Source organism: Gracilibacillus salinarum, from assembly GCF_022919575.1.
Lineage (GTDB): Bacteria > Bacillota > Bacilli > Bacillales > Amphibacillaceae > Gracilibacillus > Gracilibacillus salinarum.
Window position 1 is genome coordinate 1,317,195 of sequence record NZ_CP095071.1, and the last position, 22,690, is coordinate 1,339,884.

At 38.4% G+C, this 22,690-nt stretch carries 21 protein-coding genes and 1 other annotated feature; of the genes, 5 read left to right on the forward strand and 16 right to left on the reverse strand.

Annotated features, from left to right (window positions below; all coding sequences use genetic code 11):
• Window positions 1-29 precede the first annotated feature (29 nt).
• The 11 genes from MUN87_RS06380 to MUN87_RS06430 form a co-directional block, all read right to left on the reverse strand.
• Complete coding sequence (locus tag MUN87_RS06380) at window positions 30-1,115, reverse strand: competence protein CoiA (protein ID WP_244746877.1); 1,086 nt, start codon at window positions 1,113-1,115, stop codon at window positions 30-32.
• 52 nt (window positions 1,116-1,167) lie between these two features.
• Window positions 1,168-2,571: an MDR family MFS transporter gene (locus tag MUN87_RS06385; RefSeq protein WP_244746878.1), complete on the reverse strand. Its 1,404-nt coding sequence runs from the start codon at window positions 2,569-2,571 to the stop codon at window positions 1,168-1,170.
• 1,040 nt (window positions 2,572-3,611) lie between these two features.
• On the reverse strand, window positions 3,612-4,292 hold the full coding sequence (mecA, locus tag MUN87_RS06390) for an adaptor protein MecA (protein WP_244746879.1): 681 nt from the start codon (window positions 4,290-4,292) through the stop codon (window positions 3,612-3,614).
• A gap of 574 nt (window positions 4,293-4,866) precedes the next feature.
• Window positions 4,867-5,262 (reverse strand): transcriptional regulator SpxA, encoded by a 396-nt coding sequence (gene spxA, locus MUN87_RS06395; RefSeq protein WP_244715551.1) that lies wholly within the window; start codon window positions 5,260-5,262, stop codon window positions 4,867-4,869.
• A gap of 215 nt (window positions 5,263-5,477) precedes the next feature.
• On the reverse strand, window positions 5,478-6,080 hold the full coding sequence (locus MUN87_RS06400; RefSeq protein ID WP_244746880.1) for a GNAT family N-acetyltransferase: 603 nt from the start codon (window positions 6,078-6,080) through the stop codon (window positions 5,478-5,480).
• A 142-nt stretch (window positions 6,081-6,222) separates the two neighbouring features.
• The gene (locus MUN87_RS06405) at window positions 6,223-7,449 is read right to left on the reverse strand and encodes a putative glycoside hydrolase (RefSeq protein WP_244746881.1); all 1,227 of its coding nucleotides are present in this window, start codon (window positions 7,447-7,449) and stop codon (window positions 6,223-6,225) included.
• A gap of 313 nt (window positions 7,450-7,762) precedes the next feature.
• Window positions 7,763-8,680, reverse strand: coding sequence for an ABC transporter ATP-binding protein (locus MUN87_RS06410; RefSeq protein WP_244746882.1), 918 nt, complete (start codon window positions 8,678-8,680; stop codon window positions 7,763-7,765).
• Complete coding sequence (locus MUN87_RS06415; RefSeq protein WP_244746883.1) at window positions 8,677-9,738, reverse strand: ABC transporter ATP-binding protein; 1,062 nt, start codon at window positions 9,736-9,738, stop codon at window positions 8,677-8,679. Before MUN87_RS06415 ends, MUN87_RS06410 begins: the two co-directional genes overlap by 4 nt.
• A 10-nt stretch (window positions 9,739-9,748) precedes the next feature.
• The gene (opp3C, locus tag MUN87_RS06420; RefSeq protein ID WP_244746884.1) at window positions 9,749-10,900 is read right to left on the reverse strand and encodes an oligopeptide ABC transporter permease; all 1,152 of its coding nucleotides are present in this window, start codon (window positions 10,898-10,900) and stop codon (window positions 9,749-9,751) included.
• Window positions 10,900-11,832 carry an oligopeptide ABC transporter permease gene (gene opp3b / locus MUN87_RS06425; RefSeq protein WP_305037444.1) on the reverse strand — a complete coding sequence of 311 codons (933 nt, stop codon included), beginning with the start codon at window positions 11,830-11,832 and terminating at the stop codon, window positions 10,900-10,902. Before opp3b ends, opp3C begins: the two co-directional genes overlap by 1 nt.
• A 141-nt stretch (window positions 11,833-11,973) precedes the next feature.
• Window positions 11,974-13,671 carry a peptide ABC transporter substrate-binding protein gene (locus MUN87_RS06430; protein WP_244746886.1) on the reverse strand — a complete coding sequence of 566 codons (1,698 nt, stop codon included), beginning with the start codon at window positions 13,669-13,671 and terminating at the stop codon, window positions 11,974-11,976.
• A 270-nt stretch (window positions 13,672-13,941) separates the two neighbouring features.
• Between MUN87_RS06430 and MUN87_RS06435 the strand changes: the two genes are divergently transcribed.
• On the forward strand, window positions 13,942-14,229 hold the full coding sequence (locus tag MUN87_RS06435; protein WP_244746887.1) for a DUF3899 domain-containing protein: 288 nt from the start codon (window positions 13,942-13,944) through the stop codon (window positions 14,227-14,229).
• A gap of 143 nt (window positions 14,230-14,372) precedes the next feature.
• Window positions 14,373-14,563: a binding site (T-box leader), on the forward strand.
• Window positions 14,564-14,617: 54 nt separating this feature from the next.
• A complete protein-coding gene (gene trpS, locus MUN87_RS06440; protein ID WP_244746888.1) occupies window positions 14,618-15,613 on the forward strand; it encodes a tryptophan--tRNA ligase in 996 nt (331 codons plus the stop codon).
• A 369-nt stretch (window positions 15,614-15,982) separates the two neighbouring features.
• On the opposite strand, the gene MUN87_RS06445 is transcribed toward trpS, so the two are convergent.
• From MUN87_RS06445 to MUN87_RS06460, 4 genes are all read right to left on the reverse strand, one after another.
• Window positions 15,983-16,741, reverse strand: a complete 759-nt coding sequence (locus tag MUN87_RS06445) for a DUF3603 family protein (RefSeq protein ID WP_244746889.1) — start codon at window positions 16,739-16,741, stop codon at window positions 15,983-15,985.
• Between the two features lie 77 nt (window positions 16,742-16,818).
• Window positions 16,819-17,031 (reverse strand): YuzI family membrane protein, encoded by a 213-nt coding sequence (locus tag MUN87_RS06450; RefSeq protein ID WP_244746890.1) that lies wholly within the window; start codon window positions 17,029-17,031, stop codon window positions 16,819-16,821.
• Window positions 17,032-17,274: 243 nt separating this feature from the next.
• The gene (fabF, locus tag MUN87_RS06455) at window positions 17,275-18,513 is read right to left on the reverse strand and encodes a beta-ketoacyl-ACP synthase II (RefSeq protein ID WP_244746891.1); all 1,239 of its coding nucleotides are present in this window, start codon (window positions 18,511-18,513) and stop codon (window positions 17,275-17,277) included.
• Window positions 18,514-18,531: 18 nt separating this feature from the next.
• A complete protein-coding gene (locus MUN87_RS06460; RefSeq protein WP_244746892.1) occupies window positions 18,532-19,467 on the reverse strand; it encodes a beta-ketoacyl-ACP synthase III in 936 nt (311 codons plus the stop codon).
• Window positions 19,468-19,637: 170 nt separating this feature from the next.
• Here MUN87_RS06460 and MUN87_RS06465 point away from each other — a divergent pair, with 170 nt between their 5' ends.
• The gene (locus MUN87_RS06465) at window positions 19,638-19,826 is read left to right on the forward strand and encodes a hypothetical protein (RefSeq protein WP_244746893.1); all 189 of its coding nucleotides are present in this window, start codon (window positions 19,638-19,640) and stop codon (window positions 19,824-19,826) included.
• Window positions 19,827-19,845: 19 nt separating this feature from the next.
• On the opposite strand, the gene MUN87_RS06470 is transcribed toward MUN87_RS06465, so the two are convergent.
• Complete coding sequence (locus tag MUN87_RS06470) at window positions 19,846-20,814, reverse strand: BMP family ABC transporter substrate-binding protein (RefSeq protein ID WP_244746894.1); 969 nt, start codon at window positions 20,812-20,814, stop codon at window positions 19,846-19,848.
• Window positions 20,815-21,185: 371 nt separating this feature from the next.
• Between MUN87_RS06470 and MUN87_RS06475 the strand changes: the two genes are divergently transcribed.
• Together MUN87_RS06475 and MUN87_RS06480 are read left to right on the forward strand one after the other, a co-directional pair.
• Window positions 21,186-21,359 (forward strand): DUF2929 family protein, encoded by a 174-nt coding sequence (locus MUN87_RS06475; RefSeq protein WP_244746895.1) that lies wholly within the window; start codon window positions 21,186-21,188, stop codon window positions 21,357-21,359.
• An 88-nt stretch (window positions 21,360-21,447) separates the two neighbouring features.
• Window positions 21,448-22,269 carry an undecaprenyl-diphosphate phosphatase gene (locus MUN87_RS06480; RefSeq protein ID WP_244746896.1) on the forward strand — a complete coding sequence of 274 codons (822 nt, stop codon included), beginning with the start codon at window positions 21,448-21,450 and terminating at the stop codon, window positions 22,267-22,269.
• Window positions 22,270-22,690: the final 421 nt, after the last annotated feature.

Consider the following 22,690-nt stretch of genomic DNA (forward strand, 5'->3'; position numbering starts at 1 on the left):
AGTCTTATTATAACTTACTTTCCCTGCGATCATACAGTAGTACGATTTACAGCATAATGATTTTGGTCGTTATCCTTTAAAATACCTATACGCACCAGCAACTGTAAATATTCAAAAACCGGATCATTCCTGTTCGAAACTAAAGGAAAATACGCAGGTGGATGGATGTGATGCTTGAGAAGCGAGGTTGCTTGCGGCAGAGTAAATCGCTCTTTTTTTTGAAACAAATCAACATATAAAAGTGATTGCCAAACCCATGGAGGAGTCGTCAATAAATATTGAAACCGTGTGGGAAGGTATACGTAATCAGGCAGGGAGTGAACGGTCAGGTTGCGGAGATATAACCATTGTCGCCATTCTGTTTCTTTTTTCTGATAGGGTGACACAGGACGGTGTGGCCATTTTTTACGGTAGTGTTGCCAATATGTTGTAAACCACTTACGAGGAAGTGGCCTTGGTCGGAACAGGTCTTTCCATGACAGTCGCTCGAGCGCGAAGCTTTGCAATGTTCCGGCCGTTTTCGTATTCGTTAGAAATAACAGATCCTGGTAAATAATCATTCTTTTCGTTTCTGAACAATAATAGAAAATACGAATGGGAAGGGATGGATGTGGTTGATACAGAAAGGATTGGTCCGTTGTCGAGATGTGAAGCGAATTGCTTCCTGTTCTTTTCATTTTAGTTGCACCGAGGATCCAGACGGGAAGAATACCTGCTTCTAGATATCCTTTTGTTCTGCTTACAATTTGATCAATCGGAATCGTTGCGCATTGATATTCAATTGCTATCCTTTTGTCTTTAATAAGCAGCAACATATCCGCTCGCTGGTTAAGCTCTGAAAAATAATATTCCAGTTTTACCTGATAACCTTGATGCTTTAACCAAAGATATAGATCGAGTTTACCGTGTTCGTGGTAACTCCCTTCTCCTGAGTGGACACATTCGCTGGAACGGTAATGAGCAAAATGGGGAATATTTCGTAACCCTGCTTTGACGATTACAGACTCTTTACAAACCGGACAATACAATGCTCTTTGTCTGATGATCGGTATTTCACTTCGAGGCATATTCCAGATCGTAACAGAATGACCTGTGTCATCAACTGCTTGCAACATAAAAAATCACCTCCATGTACAATAATTCGACATGAAGGTGATAATTCCTGCTTTAAGAAGCGGTATTTTCCACTTCGGGGCGGGAATGTTTAATGAAGAATGCTAAAACAAATCCAACACCTGATATAATACCAGCTACGAGGAAGGAATCATTCACACCTTTTATCATACCTGTGAGTCCTTCTGATGGTACTGCTTGATTCAACATGATGGAAATTAACAATGCCGTACCAATCGCACCTGACATTTGGCGCATCGTGTTGTTCATTGCTGTACCGTGTGGAATAAATTTACCTGGCAACTGATTCAATCCTGCAGTTGTAACTGGCATCATTACCATTGCGATACCAAACATACGGAACGCATTCACCACTGTGATATAGGTGAACGTTGTTTCCGGAGATAAGTTGGAGAACATTAAGGTTGTAACCGTTACAAGTGCGAGACCTGTGATTGCAAGCCATTTCGCTCCAAACTTATCAAATAAACGTCCGGTGATCGGGTTCATAATCCCCATTAACAACGCGCCTGGCAATAAGGCTAAACCTGACTCAAAAGCAGTGAATCCTAAATAATCCTGCATCATAATTGGTAAGACGATCGCCCCGCCAATCATCGCTAGAAAGGAAATCATCCCAATAGCTGTAGTTAAGCTAAACATACTATATTTGAAGATACGGAACTCCAAAATTGGTTTTGGTAACTTTAATTGACGCTGAATGTAAATAAATAAGGTGATTGCACCTACAATTAATGGGATATAAACCATCGGGCTGCCCCATCCATAGTTTGCATCCCCTGCCATACTAAATCCGTAAAGCAATCCTCCAAAACCTAATGTAGAAAGGATAATAGACGGAACATCTACTTTCGGATACGTTTGTTTGGTGACATTGACTAAAATTTTGTAAGCTACAATAATATCAATGATTGCTATAGGCAATACGACATAAAATAAACTTCTCCAAGGGAAATTCTCTACTAGCCAACCAGATAAAGTTGGTCCGATTGCTGGTGCAAAGGCTATAACCAGTCCGAACATTCCCATCGCAGAACCACGTTTCTCAATTGGGAAAATTAAAAACATGACCGTTTGCATCAACGGCATCATAATACCTGCCCCTGCAGCCTGTAATACTCGTCCCGCCATCAATACCGTAAAGTCCGGTGCAATCGCAGCTACTAATGTACCTAGTGCAAAGCTTCCCATTGCTGTTAAGAATAACGCTCTTGTCGTAAATCTTTCAATAAGGAATGCCGTAACAGGAATCATAATCCCGTTTACAAGCATAAAAATCGATTGTAACCACTGTGCTGTAGCTGCATCGATTTCTAAATCTTTCATAATATGCGGTAACGCTGTACCTAATAGTGTCTGATTTAATATCGCGACAAATGCCCCGGAGATTAACACAATCATCAACGGAACACGATTAATTGATTCGTTTGGTGTCATAAAATCCTTCCTTCTCTTTTTAACATACAAAGTATATCTTAACACAATTTATTTCGTAAATCGAAATAATTGCATAAATTTATTATTTTTTCACAAATAGATTGGTTATATGATATCCATTAAGCCTTCAAATTATTTGAGTTTATGCGAATTTCAAATCATTAACCGCCGGGTCCTAATTGACTTAATTAATAAACAACTCCCTATAATATGGATTATGTTAAGTGGAGCTGTGTTGCCAAATGGTAATTTTGATACAGATTATCTGCTTAGCAAAGCTCCGGAAATAGGCTCCGCGTCCTGTGGGCACGGCTTCAGCTAATTTAGGAAAGAAAATTCTTTTCTTTCCTAAATGGATCTTCAGCTCGCGCTGATTCCACGGGAGTCTCCGCCTATTTCCTACGCTTGAGGGGAGTGCTACAACGTATGTAACAGCATGAAGCAGTCGTGCTAGGCAATGTATTATATTTCATCATTTAAGGTGTAAATCTTGCAGATAGTGCTTCATATCCTAGCTGTCGCATAATTTGTGGAGCTATACATCAGCGTAGGCCAACCACGTAGACTCCCGCGGGACAGGCAGGCGCTGAAGATCCACTTTGAGAAGCGGTCTTCTTCACAAAGTTAGCTTCAGCCGTGCCCCGCAGGACGCGGAGTGGTTGGCCGGAGCGGTATCCTAGCACATTAAATATCTCAATATGGATGCTTGGCTAGCGATGGCTAGTTTACATAATCCATATTATAAGAACCCACTTTCCTATTTAGCATGATTACTTCTATGACTGTACGTATATACTTTTTTTGCTTATTAGAAAAACCAGGCGTTCAGTCGGCATGTTTTAACATTTATAAGTTTTACAACTGTCCTTTATTACGGGGTTATGTAATGTAGTACCGAAGGCAGCGTGGTCATTTTGACATTAACTGCTGACAAAATCCGTATTATGGGTAGCTACACTTTCTTAAGCGGAAAATTATATATTGGGCTTTACTATCATTGCTTACAAAGAAAAAAACTAAGCATCTGTGCAGACACTTAGTTAACGATTAAAATGTTCTTTCACTTGATAAAGTGCATTTTCGTCAAAGATTGCTTTACCGTACTCTTCGACGATAAATACGGTAACTGTTGATTCCTGCCCATATTCGAGAATCTGACTAATTAAATCTTCTTGTTCGTCATCCGTCAAATAATCCTCATCAAAGCGGGCAACCAGCATGTATTGTTTATCGTAATAATATAACTCATCTCTCATACCAATGGTTGTATCAAAAACATGACTTAATTGAATGATATCTTCTAATTCCTTAAAGCTGACAACCACTACGAAGTCCTGCCCATATTGCTCGATCTCAGGTTCGTCTTTATCAGCTGGTCCGAATTTTTCCTCAAGAAGAGATTCAATCTTATCATCGACTGGCATGTCAATCGTTTTACCAGATTCTGTTGGCAACTGAAGATTTTGACCATCTTTCGAGATTTGTGCTTTTGTCACAACAATTTCCAAGCCTTTTTCCATAGCCTGAACTTGAATCCATAATGGACCATCGATCTGAAAGTCTTCTTCATTGTAATTGACTTCATCCATTACTTGCCAAAATAGCTGTTCACTCTTCTCGCGATTGTACCAGATCTCTTCTCTGTCAAAGCCACGATCTTCAATATCCAAGTAAGAGATGTAGAATTTAATTGTATTTTCGTTAATTCTTTCTATTTCCATCTTATACTCTCCCTTCTTGATAAGTGATTGGGTGGGAAGGGATCACTATTCGTATATCTTAACCCTTATACATACATATACCCTATGGCCAATGAAAGATAACATTATAATCATACTGTTAGTAAAATTAGGTGGATATAACCCCTTTTTATACTACACTTTTTCTTTACCTTCCTATACGTGAAGAAATATAAAAAGGATGTTTCTTCTATTGTATGATAAACAATGCTTATTTGAAAACATAAAAACTCAAAAAATTAAAATTGGACCGTTGGACATGTATTAATTATAGATTGTAGCTTATTATAACCTATTTGTCACTAGTTATATGCTGATATTTCAGAAAAATACACGAAATTCCCTTTCAAGAAAATGGCAGTAAATATCCATTGTTTTTTTCGTCAATTTTAGCGACAAACTTCGTATTATCTCTTATTATTTTTCATGGATAATAATTAAAATAGAGGATACGTATACCTAATGCAGTTAACATGAGTAGTTGTTGCTACTCATGGTGGATGGTTGTTCCTATCTAGTAAAAAGAGCAGATCCTGTAAGAGATCTGCTCTTTCATTTAATTGACCATTCGCTGTGCTTCTCTAAGTTGGAACGTACGTACAGTTCTAGGTAAGAAGCGACGAATCTCATCTTCGTTATAGCCAACTTGTAGTCTTTTCTCATCTAAAATGATCGGTCTTCTTAACAGCCCCGGATTATCTTGAATAAGCTGGAACAAATCCTTTAATGGAAGTTGATCCAAATTCACATTCAGTTTTTGGAATACTTTAGATCGAGTTGAAATGATCTCATCTGTCCCGTCTTCTGTCATTCTCAAAATTTCTTTAATTTCATCAAGCGTTAGCGGCTCTGAGAAAATATTACGCTCCGTGAATGGGATTTCATGCTCCTCTAACCATGCTTTCGCTTTACGACATGATGTACAACTTGGCGAGGTATAAAGTGTTACCATGTAACTTCACTCCTCAATGGATTAATTTATACTGTAGATGACTTTGCTTTACATCTTTTATTACTTTAAAATAACTTTAATCTACCAACTATGTACTAAGTATACTATATCTTGTGTTGGAATGATAGGGTATTATGTGTTTTTATTCACTTTTTACACAATTGCTATCGTTATACTGAGTATACCCTTTTCAACCATCCTTAAACATTTTACTTCTATTTTTTTTGATTATTTTTTTGTCTGTCAAGTGCCTCAAATATATCATCTGCTTCTCGCTCGTTATTATAAGTTAGCACTTCATCCACATGCTGATAGGATCTGCCATAGATTTCTTCATCTTTGTACGTGTGGATGTCTTCATACATCTTTTTCATTTGTTGATATATTTCTTCCTCGTTCTCTCCATGTGGCGACCAGAATAAAATCTCCAGTGTATTATGCTCATCTGTTGCAAGCGATTTACGTGTGTACCCTATTTTTACAGCATGTTTAAAACCCTCTCGCTGGTAAAATCGCAAACGCTTCGTAGAATCACTATCCGAATAATCATACGGCTCTACTTCTAATATAATCGGCTTTTCCTTTTGCTTTAACCTTTCCATCAGCTGATGACCAATACCCCGACCACGGGACTCATTAGACACATAAACATAGTCTATAAATAAGAATGTTGGAAACTCCGCGTACATTAATACGTGATGTATTCCTTCGTCCTTATGATAGACATCGCCTTTCTCCTGAAGTAAAAGCTCCATATGTTCTTTTGATTTCATTTCCTCCACAGGGAAATATTGATTCAGTTTCTCATACCAATTCATCTATTATCTCCCCTTTTATTTATATCGTTAAATAGAATCACTTACATTTTACCCTATTTCCTATAAATTAATCGTTATTCCGTAAATAAGCTGGCAAAAAATTTTTCTACTCTCAGAGAAAAGGCCTCACTTCGTGCGAGGTCTAATCCAGTGGTGTGTAGTCCACCCCTTCTGTATAGCTGTTTACAGCATTCCAAAGCAGAAATTCATCAATGCCATTTTCATTTAATGCTTTAATTTGTGCTTCTACCTCATCTACACCATACTGAAATGTGGAACCACTATATAGCCATGGCGCTTCAAAATCCTGAATCCATGGTCTGGATGTTGGTGGATTATCTAAAGCTTCTAACACTTTATTCTCTACTTTCGCATATTCGTTAACAAGCTTATATGGCTCTGTATCCGGCTTATCTATTCCAAAATACGGCGTCCAGTGACTTGGATAAATCATAGAAGATATCACATCAACATTATCAGAAATCTTCGAGAAATTCTGACCGATTCCCGGTGTTTCTTCAATCGTTGCCGCATAGCCGAAAATATCAACAGAAACATCGACATTATAATATTCTAATTCTTTCTTTGCATAGGACACAAAGTCTGTTACAGCTTTTACACGTTTCTTGACATTATCAAGGTCAACATCGGCATACTCACCTAAATCATATTGTAACTCATCATCACGTTTTTCGAAACCTTCCGGAAAACGGACATAATCAAACTGAATTTCCTTAAAGCCTAGTTCAGCAGCTCGTTTAGCGATTTCAACATTGTACTCCCATACTTCTTTTTTAAATGGACTGACGAAAGATTCCCCTTTACCATTCGACCATACTTCCCCATCGCTTTCGGTAAATGATAAGTCAGGTCGTGCCTCTGCAAGCATGGTATCCTTAAATACAACAATACGCGCAACCGGATATATACCCTTATCTTCTAAGGCCTTTAACACTTCTTTCGGGTCTTTCATGTAGTTCTTCGCTACACCTTCATATGGTAATTCCTCTTCTGGTTTGTATGTAACATAACCATTGTCCTCTTTAATATCAATTACCATACTGTTTAACTCCGTATTATCGATCAGTTTGGTTAATGTCTCAAACCGGCTGCCTCCTGCAGAATTTCCAGTTACATAAATTCCACGGACCGCATCAGGGTACTCAAAATTCAAGTCCGAGACAAATGAAAATCGAGCTAAAGCTTCAGGCACTTCATGTTTAGCTAACTTTGACTGATGCTTCTGGTGTGATGTCGCCTTAAGCGTCGGCTCTTCTTCTTCATCTGCTGCACTTACTGCAGGCGTGATACTTGCGAATACTACCAGCATCAATATCATGGTGACTGGCCATCTTATGTACTTCTGCATGTTCTATCAAACTCCTACAACAAATTTTATCACGACGCTAACCGTCCGTAATACTCCCACTTCAAGAGAGATAAATAAGAAGCTAAGTGGGGGATTAACGATCGATAACTTCCTGATAAGTTTCGCTAGCAATCAATGGGGGAACGCGCCCAATGATTGAAGTCTCACTTTATGTACAGTATTATTATATAGAATTTTTGTCTTGATTTGTTAAAAATGTCTAAAAAAAATTGCTTTTTTCCAATTTAGTTCTTTTTCCTTATGATAGATGGAAAAAGCTCCTATCGTCATGATAAGAGCTTTTTCGTTTTCTCTATTCCTTCATTTTCTTAAATTCTGCGTCTGTGCATAATACCCAGTGACCTGGTTTGACTTCACGGAATTCAGAACCATCTGTATCGTGCTTAGCAGGATCATATAAGGTTCGCTCACGCGTCCGTTCAAAGTCAGGATCTGGCAGAGGTATAGCAGATAAAAGTGACTTTGTATAAGGATGCAGTGGATTATTGTATAATTCATCAGCATCTGCTAATTCAACAATTCTGCCAAAATACATAACCGCTATCCGGTCACTGATATATTTCACCATGGAAAGGTCATGGGCAATAAACAGATATGTTAAGCCATGTTCTTTTTGCAGCTCTTTCATCAGGTTAACGACTTGCGCCTGAATCGACACATCCAGTGCAGAAATAGGCTCATCTGCAATGATAAATTCCGGATCTACTGCGAGTGCTCTCGCAATACCGATACGTTGACGCTGACCGCCACTGAATTCGTGTGGATAACGGGTAGCATGTTCTTTATTTAAACCGACAGTATCCAGCAACTCTTCTACACGCTTTGTTTTCTCTTTTTCATTCTTTATCAAACCATGTATTTCTATACCTTCTAAGATAATTTCCTTTACCGTCATTCGCGGATTAAGCGAAGCATAAGGATCCTGGAAAATCATTTGCATCGAACGGTTAAATTGTTTTAAATCTTTCTTTGATTTCTTGCCATGGACATCAATGCCATTAAATTTAACCTCTCCGCTTGTTGCATCGTATAAACGGATAATCGTTCTTCCTGTCGTAGATTTACCACAGCCTGACTCACCAACAAGTCCAAAGGTTTCGCCACGATAGATATCAAAGCTGATACCATCTACTGCTTTCACGATTCCTTTTCTGCCAGTATGGAAATGCTGTTTCAAATCTTTTACTTCTAAAATTTTTTCCTGACTCATGATGGGTTTTCCTCCCCTGCTGAGCTATCTCGTCTTGCCATACCTTTCATGCGCAGTTTTACCGCCGCAGGCGGTTCCACTTTCGGCGCATCCTCATGCAATAACCATGTTGCGGCATAATGAGTATCCGAAACCTGGAACATCGGAGGTTCTTCCTCTAAGTCAATTTGTAACGCATAATCATTACGTGCAGCAAACGCGTCCCCTTTAGGAGGATGCATAAGATCTGGTGGTGTACCTGGAATCGCCGTTAATTTCTCCTCAGTACTATCTACTGTTGGCATCGAGCCTAATAAGCCCCATGTATAAGGGTGCTGCGGGTTATAAAAGACGTCATCAACGGTTCCTGTCTCGACAATTTTTCCTGCATACATAACAGCTACACGATCAGCAACGTTGGCTACTACGCCTAAGTCGTGTGTGATGAAAATGATCGACGTATCCATTTTTTTCTGGATATCTTTCATTAATTCAAGAATCTGTGCCTGAATCGTAACATCCAATGCAGTAGTTGGTTCATCACAAATTAACATTTTTGGGTTACATGCCAGTGCAATGGCAATAACGACCCGTTGTCTCATACCACCTGAGAACTGATGCGGAAACTGATTAATTCTAGTATCCGGCTGCGGAATACCTACTAGTTCTAATAATTCAATTGCACGATTTTTTGCTGCTGCTTTTGACATTTTTTGATGCAAAATTAAACCTTCCATAATCTGTTTACCGATTTTCATGGTTGGGTTCAATGAAGTCATCGGATCCTGGAAAATCATTGAAATATCTTTCCCACGGATTTTTTGCATTTCTTTATTGGATAGTTTCGCTAAGTCTTTTCCTTCAAACAGGATCTCACCTTCTGGTATACGTCCTGCTGGTTTTGCTACAAGTCCCATCAAAGCTTTCGTAGTTACCGACTTACCTGAACCGGACTCCCCTACAATAGCCAAGGTTTCCCCTTTATTTAATTGAAAATTTACGCCTCGTACAGCCTGAACACTACCACCATACGTATCAAACGTTACATGTAAATTACGAACATCTAAAATTGGATCCATATGCTCCACCTCACTTTCTCATCTTAGGATCTAACGCATCCCGCAGACCGTCTGCTAAAATATTGAAGCCAATCATTAGTAACGAAATAATAACAGCTGGGAATAATAACATATATGGATATACTCGATAGCTGTCAAATGCTGAGTCAATTAAGGTACCGAGTGATGCGATTGGTGGCTGAAGTCCTAAACCGATAAAGCTTAAGAACGATTCAAAGAAAATCGCACTCGGGATCGTAAACATCGTGTTAATGATAATAACACTGATGACGTTCGGTATTAAATGTTTCATAAGAATTCTGCTGTCATTCGCACCTAACGTACGAGCTGCCAAAATAAACTCCTGATTTTTCAATTTCAATACTTGACCACGAACAATCCTCGCCATACCGATCCAGCCGGTAATAGTTAAGGCAATCGTAATCGCCAGTAAGCCTGGATTCAGCAAGATAATCATCAGGATAACAATTACCAAGTTCGGAATACCAGATAATACCTCAATAATTCGTTGCATAATATTATCTGTACGTCCGCCATAGTAACCGGAAACTCCGCCATAAAGAACCCCTATGACCATATCAATCATCGCTGCTAAGAAACCGATATACAAGGAGATTTGAGTACCTTTCCAAATCCTTGTCCATAAATCTCGGCCCATTTTGTCGGTACCGAACCAGAAGTATTCATCTTCAAAGCCTTGAGCAGCATAGGCATTTGCATCAATCGCAACGGTATAATAGCCATCGTCACTTTCTTCTGGCGTTAAAACTACTTCTTTACTACGAACATACTGCTCTTCTAGCTCATAGCCTTCCATTCCACGTTGGATGGCCTCTTCTTCTGTAGCACCTTGTACTTCATAGGTTTGATAACCATCAAAGCCTAACCACCCCAAGCCTTGAATCTTCGGTGGCAGATATGCTGCATCGTAATTCGCCTCTTCTATGTCATAGTCATTAAAGAACGGTCCTACTAATGCCATAAATATGATAAATACTAATACGATTAATCCAAAAATTGCCCCTTTATTTTTGGTTAACCTGATCCAGGCATCCTTCCAGTAGGAGAGCTGAGGACGCGTCAGTTCTTCACCACGTTCCTCCGCTAAATGGACTCGTTTAAACTTATCCGGGCTAATTTTCTTGTTTGAATGGTTGTCCATTATTTCTTCCCTCCCGAAATACGGATACGTGGATCAATTAATCCGTACAATAAATCAACAATTAGAATAACCACAATGAATAAAATAGAGAATAACATCGTAGTACCCATAATAACTGGATAATCTTTCGTGTTGATTGAGCTTACGAATTGTTCCCCAATACCCGGTACCGCAAAGATTTGTTCAATTACTAATGTACCGGTCATCAAACTAACCGTCATCGGTCCTAATACGGTGATAACCGGAATTAATGCGTTTCGCATTGCATGTTTAAACATTATACTGTTACTGGATACCCCTTTGGCGCGCGCCAATTCAATATAATCAGACCCTAATACCTCAAGCATTTCTGTACGCATGAATCGTGCACAGATGGCCAATGGGAATATCATTAATGCAATCGTCGGTAAGACCGTGTGGATCGGTGTTTCCCAGAAAGATGGCGGGAATAATCTCCACTGAACCGCTAAATAATACTGCAAAATGCCTGCAAATACAAAGGACGGAATCGAAATCCCTATTACCGCAATAACATTTGACGTATAATCGACCCATGTATTATGTCGGATCGCAGCGATCATACCTAAAATAATCCCCAATATTGCCCCAATAATTAATGCTTGTGCTCCTAATTGTGCAGATGGACCAAGTCGATCTAGTATTACGTCTGTAACCGCTCGATTATCATATTGAAACGACACGCCTAAATCACCTTGCACCATACCAGTAATATATTTGACATACTGTACCGGCACCGGCTCATCCAAACCATAGTGTTCCAGCATTGACTGATACTGTTCTTCCGACATTTTTTGCGCATTTGCGTCAAAAGGAGAGCCCGGAAGCATCTTCATTAGAAAAAATGTTGCTGTTGCTATGATGAATAACGTGATGATCATGTATATAAGTCGTTGCAGTATATATTTGGCCATCGCATCCACCTCCTATTATTTCGCTAAATAATTTTATAATTGACAAAATATTCACACTATTAGCTGGAAAGGATAAAAGAGAGTATAGCTCATCTAATCATTGGCTATACTCTCTTTTCCATTATTTGATATTAGATAAGCTTACTTTTGAATATCTACATATTTAAAGCTGTAATCATTACCAAATGGATTCAAGGTATCCATACCTTTTACATAGTCTTTAGAAAGCACGGATGTTTTACGTTGCATGATCGGTGCAATGGCTGCATCGTCTAAAGCAATTTTTTCTGCTTGTTGCAATGCTTCAAAACGCTCAACAGGTTTTGTAGCAAGTTCACCTTTTGCAGATTCTACAAGTGCATCGTATTCTTCGTTAGAATAACCAACATCATTGTTCTCTCCATCCGTTATCCAAAGGTCTACAAAAGAAATGGCATCTTTATAGTCTGGACCCCATCCAGAAACCGCTAATTCATATTCATGTGTACGCATTAATTCAAGCTGTTGCGCCCATGGTACGTTAACTGTTTCAAGTGTAAGTCCTTCTAAATTTTTCTCTAATTCTGTTTTCATGTAATCACTGATTGATTTTGACACATCAGTGTCACCACTTAAGAAACTGATCGTTACTTCTTCAAAACCTAATTCTTCTTTTGCTTTATTCCAGTATTCTTTCGCTGCTTCCACATCAAACGCTAATACGTCACTGCCTGTTTGGAAGTCTTCACCGGTTTCTGGGTGTTCTACAAAACCAGAAGGCACGAAATAGTTAACGGGTTCAGAATCGTTACCATAAGCTACATCAATGTACGATTGTTTATCGAAACCTTTTGCAAGTGCCATTCTGAAGTTAAGGTTTTGCATATATTCACCTTTTTCAGCTGACGCCTGATTCATCTTTAACCAGAAAACACTTGTTTCTGTTAAGGATTTAAATTCTGGGCTTGTCTGATTGTCTTTTACTTGTGCACCTTGTAAAGATACTCGGTCTAATTCACCAACTTCATAGTTAGAAAGACCTGTATCTGCATCTTTTACTACTTTTACGTTAATACCATCTAATGCTACATTTTCAGCATCCCAATATTCTGTGTTCTTTTCTAAAACCCATCCTGCTTCTGTGTTCCATTCAGTCATTTTGAACGGACCGTTTGATAGCATATTTTCAGGTGTTAAAGCAAAATCTTCACCTTGCTCTTCAACAAATTCTTGATTTAATGGGAAGAACGTCATAAATGCTGCATAAGAATCCATATATGGTACTGCTTTTTCTAATTCTACTACAAATGTATAATCATCAGGAGCACTTACTCCTAATTCAGAAGCTTCCATATTACCAGCATAGATTTCAGCTGCATTTTTAATCTTACCACTCATTAGATAGTTAGCGTAAAAAGAACCATTATCTGGATTAATGGCACGTTGCCAACCATAAACGAAGTCTTGTGCTGTTACAGGTTCTCCATTTTCCCATGTTGCATCTTCACGCAAATGAAAAGTATAAGTCAAACCATCCTCACTAATTTCTGTTTCGTCTTTATTTGCAACACCTGATACAATTTCACCACCAGTTGCTATACGATATAACCCCTCATAGACAGCTGAAACATATTGGAAAGATACATTATCTTCAGCCATAATCGGATCCATTGTAGGAATATCCGCAGTAGCCGCAATATTTAAGACTTTCTCTTCATCTGATTGCGTACTCTCAGATTCTGTAGTACTTCCTTCGTCCTCTGATCCTTCTTCAGAATCACTTCCTGTTGTTGAACATGCTGCAAGTACTAGTCCTAAAAGCAGAGCTACTACCAGCAATAACCATTTGTTTTGTCTCATTAATTAAACCCCCTAGTTTTATTAATTTATTATGAAGACAAATTTAACAACTCTTATTATACAAGGAATTTTCACACAATTCACTAAATTTTTATACATTTTGTTAAAAAAACTAATAAAATAGACCGATTTGCGCGAAAAAATGGTATATTAGTCTTATTTTCTTGATTATATTTGGAATATTGTGAGTTTTCTTTATTTTTTGACTATTCTGATAATTGATTTTAAGGTTATCATACTGCATAATTAGCTTGAAAGGAGAAACGATTCATGACACAGATAACAAAGCAAACGACTCTTTTTGCTATACACCTTCTATTATGCCTAGCTTTAGTTTTTGTATTTATGAAACAGTTCATACTTTTGTCTTATATTAATATCTTGTTTTACTTCGGTGGAGGCTACTTAATGGCAGGACTGCTATTATACGTTATAGCTAAGCGTTTTTTCGATATAACGGCAGCAAGTTTTCAGAAGGTCTTTACAAAAACTAGTAAACATAAACAATGGGAAAGTACTATTGTTACAGAACGCCCCCATCTGAACGGGTCAGTATAAATGCCCTTCGATTTTTTATTATACAGGGAAGTGGCCTATTGATCATAATGATGGTATTACTTGTAATATATTACGGATAACTTGAATTATGCTTGAAAAATCTTGCTACATTTTATATAATTCAATCAAATCATATAGTCTGGAATGTAGAAGATAGAAGTACTTTTTCTCCGCTAGCTTAAAGAGAGCCTATGGATGCTGTAAATAGGTACTAAGGGAAAAGGGAAATGGGATTTTCTTAACACATATTCCATGTTACTAGGCATAGCTAGTATGAAAGTGATCACTTACAAAGTGATAACGAGGGTGGCACCGCGGTTCATTCGTCCCTTTTATTAGGGAACAGAGTGGGCTTTTTTTAATGCAAAAAATCAGTAGAGGTGAAAAAATGAAAACTATATTCTCAGGTATTCAACCGAGTGGAAGTCTTACATTAGGAAATTATTTAGGAGCGATGAAGCATTTTGTTTCATTACAGGAAGAGAATAATTGCTATTTCTGTGTTGTAGATGAACATGCCATTACCGTTCCACAGGATCGACTGAAGCTGCGTGACAATATAAAATCACTTGCGGCCTTATATATTGCATCAGGTATTGACCCTGATAAATCAGTATTGTTCATCCAATCCGAAGTCCCTGCCCACACACAGTTAGGCTGGATGTTACAAACGGTCAGCTACATTGGTGAACTAGAGCGCATGACACAGTTTAAAGACAAATCACACGGAAAAGAAGCCGTGTCAGCCGGTTTGTTAACCTACCCGCCATTAATGGCTGCCGATATTCTGCTTTATAATACCGATATCGTACCTGTTGGTGAGGATCAAAAACAGCATCTTGAATTAACACGTGATCTCGCTCAGCGGTTCAACTATCGCTTTAATGACATTTTTACTATTCCGGAAATAAGCATTCCGAAGGTCGGAGCAAGAATTATGTCCTTGCAGGAACCGACGAAAAAAATGAGTAAATCTGATGATAATCAAAAAGCGTCTATCTTTATGCTTGATACCGAAAAACAAATCGAGAAGAAAATTAAAAGTGCTGTAACCGATTCTGACGGTATTGTGAAATTTGATAAAGAGAATAAGGCGGGAATCAGCAACTTGCTTACTATTTTTGCAAGCTGTACAGGAGAAACCATTGAAGCAGTCGAAGCTCGATATGAAGGAAAAAATTATGGTGAGTTTAAACAAGATACAGCTAATGCTGTGATCGACGCCCTACGCCCTATTCAGGAACGCTATTATCAGTTAATTGAGTCTGACGAATTAGACGATTTGCTTGACCAAGGCGCCGACAAAGCTAACTTTGCTGCTACTAAAATGATTCGTAAGGCGAAAAAAGCAATGGGGCTTGGAAGAGTGAAGAAGAAAAAATAAGCGAGTTTACTAACTAAATACTATACAAAACTACCTATAATATGAATTATGTTAGCTTAGTGGTAATTTTGAAATGATCCATGTGCCTGGATACCACTCCGGCCAATCACTTCGCGTCCTGTGGGGGTGCTAACTTAGGAAAAAGGTTTTCTTTCCGAGAAAGTTGACCCCGCTCCCATAGGACGCTAATCATATGTCCAGGGCAATGCTAAGCAGATGGAGTCTATCAAAATTACCACAATATCAGACAGTACCTTTTTACATAATCCATATTATAACAAACCCTTTAAAGTCATAAACACTATCCACTTTACTAAAAAAAGATTCCGATATCTGTAGTGACTATCGGAATCTTTTTTATGTGCTTTATTATGATCGTAATGATTTTGTAGAATAAGTATCCTGCTCGCGCTCCCAAATATCTTCATAGAAGGCTTGTCCTTTAATAATTTGCTTGCAGAATTCTTCATGTTGGATACTCCAGCCTTCCACTACCTCTTGATAAAGAGTTTGCCATGCATGCTGGAACGTCATTTCTTTAATCGTCTGATAGCGTTCCGGCGACCATTCCGTCAACCAATAACGTACTTCTTCTAAACATTGTCCAACATTCAACTGGTCCAATGCAATCATTAATAATTGCTTTAATTGACGTTCTTTTCTAGTTAATCCGACCATATAATTGGTTGGCAATGATAAGATATGAAATTCTTTATTTGTTGTATTACTTAGCGAATAGTTTGCAGCCGTTCTTCCCTCAATAAGGTCTGCCACTAAACGCTCCTGGCGAGGAATTAACCGACTTTTTCTAATTGGGATATGATACCCCATTGTATCAAATGCCAGGATGGCGGTCCCGTTTGTTACAATACAAGCATAATCTAACGCTTTTCTTTCCTGATTTTTGCGGACATACGCACGTTGATAAATTTTGTCCAATATCTCTTGAGGAATATCTTGTAAGTCATTTTCAATGTAATCAAAGGTTTTGTTGTCAATGAAGAGTATTGGAGCTTGATCGAGAATTTCTATACCGTCAGCCTTTCTCCATTCATGAAAAGGACATACATTGTAGCCATTTTCTTCACCTTCAAACCAGTTCACCCATACATCATGCAAATACAACATATTACGAACCCTCACTTTTGCTAATCTGTTTATCAAACAGTATGACCATTACGAGATAATTTATTCTTTTCTTGTTATTATTTAACAGAAAACATCGAGATCTTCTGCAAGGAAAAGCCCATCAAAATAATGCCAACAATCAAAAAATAACACTCCATTTTTGTCTGAACAATCGACAAATAATCAATGAAAGATAATCCTGCAGGAATGAAATTTAAATAGAGGATGATTGAAATACCACCGGAGATAGAAAAGCCAAATCCTATTAAAAAAATAAATACATATACCACCCTAATCCGCTCCTTAACCGGTTTATACATGTATATGTACAAGCCTTCTATCTATTACAAATGATAGGAACGTTATGCAAGGTTTTTTCTCTCTATAATAGGATTGTTGTCCGTTTCATACCAATACAACTTTCAAAATTGCCACTAAGGTAGCATTATTCGTATAAAAAAATGTAACTGTAATTTTGCTTCTAAGCATAAAAAAACTCCACTTATGATAAGTGGAGTTACCTGCTATTTCAATTATTGATATTTCTTAAAGACTAATGTTACATTATGACCACCGAAGCCTAATGAGTTGGTAATAGCGATGTTGACATCTTGTTCGATCGCTTTGTTTGGAACATAGTTTAAATCACAGGCTTCGTCTGGCGTTTCATAATTAATCGTTGGCGGTACAATGCTGTCCTGAATCGATTTCACACAGATAATCGATTCAATCGCACCTGCAGCCCCTAATAAGTGACCAGTCATGGACTTGGTAGAAGACACATTAAATTGATAAGCATGATCCTTGAACACAGATTTAATCGCAGCCGTCTCATAGGAATCATTATATGCTGTACTTGTACCATGTGCATTGACATAATCTACTTGCTCTGGAGAAATCTCAGCATCATCAATTGCTTGTTGCATTGCACGTGCTGCTCCTTCGCCTTCTGGTGCTGGTGATGTAATATGATAAGCATCTCCAGAAGCACCATATCCTAAGATCTCAGCATAAATTGTTGCCCCACGTTTTTGAGCGGATTCTAATGACTCAATTACCAGGATGCCTGCTCCCTCACCCATAACGAAACCATCACGATTTTTATCAAACGGTCTGCTGGCTGTTTTCGGATCATCATTGAACGACAATGCTTTTGCAGTAGAGAAACCAGCAAAAGACATATCTGTCAATGGCGCTTCTGCTCCACCAGTAATCATATAATCTGCATCACCACGTTCGATTACTTTAAATGCGTCACCGATTGAGTTAGCACCCGAAGCACAAGCTGTAACGGAACAGTTGTTAATTCCTTTTGCTCCTAATTGGATCGATACTTGGCCTGCCGCCATATCAGGAATAAGCATCGGTACGAAAAATGGGCTTACTCTTTTATAGCCTTTATCCATGAATCGACGGAATTGCTCATCGTATGTGGCCATACCACCGATTCCTGAACCAATCCATACACCTACACGGTGAGCAATCTCATCATTAATATCTAGCTTTGCATCTTCCACTGCCATTTTAGCAGCTGCTACTGCATACTGTGTAAATAAATCCATTCGCTTGGATTCTTTTTTCTCCATGTACAGGGTAGGATCCCATTCTTTTACTTCCGCTGCTACTTTCGCAGGAAAATCATCTTTATTTACCTTTGTCACATAATCTATTCCAGAAGTACCTGATTGAATCTGATCCCAAAATTGAGTTACGGTATTTCCTAATGGCGTGACCGCACCCATACCAGTTATCACAACTCTATTTTTAGTCATTATGATTCCTCCATTTCTTTATTTGCCCCACTTTAACGCGACAGCGCCCCATGTTAGACCTCCACCGAAGCCTACTAAGACAATTAAATCATTATCCTTTATTTTACCGTTTTTTACTCCTTCAGACAAAGCAATAGGTATTGAAGCCGCTGAAGTATTACCATATTTATTAACATTTACGGCCATTCGGTCCACGTCAATGCCCAATCGTTGTCTGGCAGCTTCCATAATACGTATGTTTGCCTGATGTGGAATGAGATAATCGACATCTTCTTTAGCATAACCTGCTTTTTCCACAACATTTACAGAGGATTCTGGCATTTGGCGAACTGCAAATTTAAACACTTCCCGACCATTCATAAAGATATAATCTTCGTTTTGTGCTAAATATTGACCGCCACTTCCATCGGCACCTAGTTCAAATGAAAGAATACCTCGTTCATCACTCACAGGCCCCATAACTGCTGCGCCCGCTCCATCACCAAATAACACACAAGTATTTCGATCAGACCAGTCTGTTATTTTCGACAGTTTTTCTGCTCCAATAATTAAAATATGTTTATATGATTCCGTTTCAATGAATTTCTGAGCAGTGATCATCCCATACATAAATCCGGCACAAGCTGCACTAATATCCATTGCCGCTGCTTTTGTTGCCCCTAAACGTTCTTGTAATTTACAAGATACTGTTGGAAAAGGCTGATCAGGGGTTACCGTTGCAACCAGGATTAAATCTAAATCCTCTCCTGTTATTCCTGCTTCAGCTAATGCTTGCGCTGCTGCATTATATGCCATATCGGACGTATCTTCCGTATCTGCTGCAATTCGGCGTTCTTCTATACCAGTTCGTGTACGAATCCATTCATCGTTGGTTTCCACGATTTGTTCCATATCTTTATTCGTCAAAACTTTCTCGGGTACATAGTGACCCGTACCTAATACGCCTGCTTTCATAGTTATCCTTCCTCTCAAAGGAATTATTATCAATTATTAAGACTTGGTACTAATTTTATAATAACTACCTTTTTTTTTCAAGTTTATTTTCTTCCACAAAGTCAAAAATTAGGGATAATGTCCATACAGAAAAGCTGCTCGAACATAGGATAAATACGGGAGGGATATTGTTGGCGCAAGACAAAGATAATCGTTTTGATCGACTGATGTTTGGCAAAAAAGAAGAAGAAAAAGAAGACCCAGCTTCTGAAGAAACCGACGAGACATTCGATTTAATTGATACCTTTCAGTTACTAAGTGATACGTATCAGAAATTATCTCCACTTAAAGACTTATTCGGAAAATCCTCAAAGAAATAGCTGTCGACGGCATCGACAGCTATTTTTCCGTTTGATGTGGTAATAAGCCTGTTTCCTTATATTCGTTAATGGATTCACTGACCTGATTAACAAAACGTTCAGGTACTTGTTTGCTATAAGGTCCCATTGTAATCACATCTTCATCAAAACCAAAATTATAGATCCCACCTGGCAAATCTCCATCTTTTAATTGGTCAATAGCATATACATAGAGCTTGTCAATATGCTGAATGGTACTCGTTAACACGGAAGAACCACCAGTCGGCTGCTGATCATTGACATAGCCAATGGTAAAAATACCATCATTTTTAGCTGCTTCTACCACTGATACACTGAACGCATCTCCTGCCGGATAAATAATATCGGTATTCTGTTCACGCATGGCCTGATAATGTTCCATCGCTAACTCCTGTCCATCCCAGTCATACACATATTGAATGTCCACATTGGCATCAGGATTTTCATAGAGCACCCCTTCATAGTACCCCTCCACCTCTGGCTGCCACTCATAGGCTGCAATTATTCCCACACGATTGGTTTCCGTCATTTCACCTGCTATCATACCAGCAAAAAAGCCCATCGCTTGTGCATTGAAATTTAAGCTAATTAAATTATCAGCAGAATAACCACCGTTGACATAAATAAATTGAATATCAGGATAGGAGGCATGAATTTGGTTAAACATTTCTCCATAGATACTGCTGTGTCCGATAATTACCTGGACCCCCTTACTGGCAAATTCTTCGACAGCAACATTCACCTGCTGCTGCGTCTGAACGCCTTCTTGAAAATAGACATCTGTATCATACTCTTCTTGAATGTTGAGTAATCCGCGATAGCCTTTATTGCCCCACGTCTGGTCATGAACCGTATGCTCAATCAGCATACCGACTCTTTCTATTTTTTCTCCATTTCCACCAGCCTGACAAGCGGTTAAAAATGAAAGCAAACATATAAAAGATGAAAGCATCACGATAAATTTTTTCAATCATCTGCACCCCTTATCCACGAGCCCTTCACTTAGGACTATTTTATCGTTTTGCTACATGTCCGTAAACCAAGAAAACATTACAAATTGATTACAAAGGCAAACAACCATGCTGCAAAAGCCTATTATTCAAGCAATGCAAACTTCAGACCGACTTAAAATCTTTTTCATAACCGAATCACTTTTACAGTAGATTCATTCAACAACTGCATATAACTTTTTACAGTATCATGACAAATTACTGATTGGACAAGATTTTTGTTTATTTTACATAAAAAATTTGATACACTATAATGGCGATCTAGCGTAAGGGTATACATCAATTATAAAACTTTTGTTCAAGCTACATATAAAGATAGAGAGGTGACACGATGAAATATTTCGCAACGATTTTTTGGTCAGTCATTATTTTAACTGTTGTATCATATGTATTAACGAGTATGGGTGGAGAAGCATTCAACTTCGGCTCTGTTATTTCTATCGGCGCAATTTTTGCCATTGCCGCTATTGTTTTAGGAGACGGTCTCTTAAAAGAAGAAGAATAGAAAGCACATTAGACTTAACCGATAACCCTTGTCATCAATATTGTGACAAGGGTTATCTTTATCTTAGAAAGGTTTAGGGGGATACATAATGGAAGATCTTCTGATTTTGATTAAATATTTATTTTTAGGGTTGCTCCAAGGGTTTACAGAACCGATTCCGATTTCGTCCAGTGGTCACTTAGTAATGGTACAGCAACTGTTTGAAGTTGGTATAAAAGACAACATGTCATTTGAAGTACTGGTGAATTTTGGATCATTGCTTGCTGTTTTAATTGTTTACTGGAAGGACATTGTCCAAATCGCAAAAAATGGTATATCCTATATGACGACAAAAGACAAAACCTATTATGATGACTTTATGTTTATTGTTTATTTAGTAGTAGCGACTGTACCTGCAGCTATAATTGGCTTATTATTCGAAGACCTGATCTCCAGTACGTTTGCCGGCAATGCCAAAATGATTGGTATTACGCTGTTTATTACAGGTATCGCACTATGGATTATTCGAAACATACGTGGAGACAAAAACGACGGGCAATTGACAATGAAGGATGCATTAATCGTCGGTTTCGCGCAAGCAGTAGCGCTTATCCCAGGAATCAGCCGCTCCGGTGCAACGATTGTTGCCGCCATGCTGCTCGGTATGAAACAGGAAACGGCTTTACGTTTTTCCTTCTTACTATTTATTCCGGTCAGTGTCGGAACGATGGCATTATCAGTCGGAGATGTGATAAATGACCCGGAATTTAATACATTATGGATTCCATATGTGCTTGCCTTTGTTGCGTCATTAATCGCGACGTATTATTCATTACGCTGGTTTATGAATGTCATGGCCAGAGGGAACCTGAAGTACTTTGCATTTTATTGTTTTATTGTCGGTATTCTAGCGTTTATTTTCTTAAATTAGTAAGATGAAATCGAGTGTAGAGAACTTCTATGCTCGATTTTTTATTGGCACTAAGACCGCCAGTTCCATTTCTTGTAGATCTATGAGGCAGAAGATTTTTTAATAAGTTTTGTGAAAGATATCATTTATAAAAGCTATTCCTGATGCATTCCCAGAAGAAATCGGATTTGTGAACTACAAGGTGGTCATACTTTTAATTCTTATGAACATCTTTTACCCTTTTTTCAATAAGAAAAACCAGCCCGGTCCTTATTACCTTTTGTATATAGCTACCTATAATATGGATTATGTAAAGTAACACTGTCTGACATAGTGGTAATTTTGATAGATATCATCTGCTTAGCAAAGCTCCGGAAATAGGCTCCGCGTCCTGTGGGCACGGCTTCAGCTAGGCTACTACTTGAAAATGCTTCTTTGCTGC

Excerpts from the sequence above, each read along its gene's own strand:
- MUN87_RS06380 (WP_244746877.1), bottom strand. The coding sequence starts at position 1,115 with ATGTTGCAAGCAGTTGATGACACAGGTCATTCTGTTACGATCTGGAAT.
- MUN87_RS06385 (WP_244746878.1), bottom strand. The coding sequence starts at position 2,571 with ATGACACCAAACGAATCAATTAATCGTGTTCCGTTGATGATTGTGTTA.
- mecA (WP_244746879.1), bottom strand. The coding sequence starts at position 4,292 with ATGGAAATAGAAAGAATTAACGAAAATACAATTAAATTCTACATCTCT.
- spxA (WP_244715551.1), bottom strand. The coding sequence starts at position 5,262 with ATGGTAACACTTTATACCTCGCCAAGTTGTACATCATGTCGTAAAGCG.
- MUN87_RS06400 (WP_244746880.1), bottom strand. The coding sequence starts at position 6,080 with ATGAATTGGTATGAGAAACTGAATCAATATTTCCCTGTGGAGGAAATG.
- MUN87_RS06405 (WP_244746881.1), bottom strand. The coding sequence starts at position 7,449 with ATGCAGAAGTACATAAGATGGCCAGTCACCATGATATTGATGCTGGTA.
- MUN87_RS06410 (WP_244746882.1), bottom strand. The coding sequence starts at position 8,680 with ATGAGTCAGGAAAAAATTTTAGAAGTAAAAGATTTGAAACAGCATTTC.
- MUN87_RS06415 (WP_244746883.1), bottom strand. The coding sequence starts at position 9,738 with ATGGATCCAATTTTAGATGTTCGTAATTTACATGTAACGTTTGATACG.
- opp3C (WP_244746884.1), bottom strand. The coding sequence starts at position 10,900 with ATGGACAACCATTCAAACAAGAAAATTAGCCCGGATAAGTTTAAACGA.
- opp3b (WP_305037444.1), bottom strand. The coding sequence starts at position 11,832 with ATGGCCAAATATATACTGCAACGACTTATATACATGATCATCACGTTA.
- MUN87_RS06430 (WP_244746886.1), bottom strand. The coding sequence starts at position 13,671 with ATGAGACAAAACAAATGGTTATTGCTGGTAGTAGCTCTGCTTTTAGGA.
- MUN87_RS06435 (WP_244746887.1), top strand. The coding sequence starts at position 13,942 with ATGACACAGATAACAAAGCAAACGACTCTTTTTGCTATACACCTTCTA.
- trpS (WP_244746888.1), top strand. The coding sequence starts at position 14,618 with ATGAAAACTATATTCTCAGGTATTCAACCGAGTGGAAGTCTTACATTA.
- MUN87_RS06445 (WP_244746889.1), bottom strand. The coding sequence starts at position 16,741 with ATGTTGTATTTGCATGATGTATGGGTGAACTGGTTTGAAGGTGAAGAA.
- fabF (WP_244746891.1), bottom strand. The coding sequence starts at position 18,513 with ATGACTAAAAATAGAGTTGTGATAACTGGTATGGGTGCGGTCACGCCA.
- MUN87_RS06460 (WP_244746892.1), bottom strand. The coding sequence starts at position 19,467 with ATGAAAGCAGGCGTATTAGGTACGGGTCACTATGTACCCGAGAAAGTT.
- MUN87_RS06475 (WP_244746895.1), top strand. The coding sequence starts at position 21,186 with ATGAAATATTTCGCAACGATTTTTTGGTCAGTCATTATTTTAACTGTT.
- MUN87_RS06480 (WP_244746896.1), top strand. The coding sequence starts at position 21,448 with ATGGAAGATCTTCTGATTTTGATTAAATATTTATTTTTAGGGTTGCTC.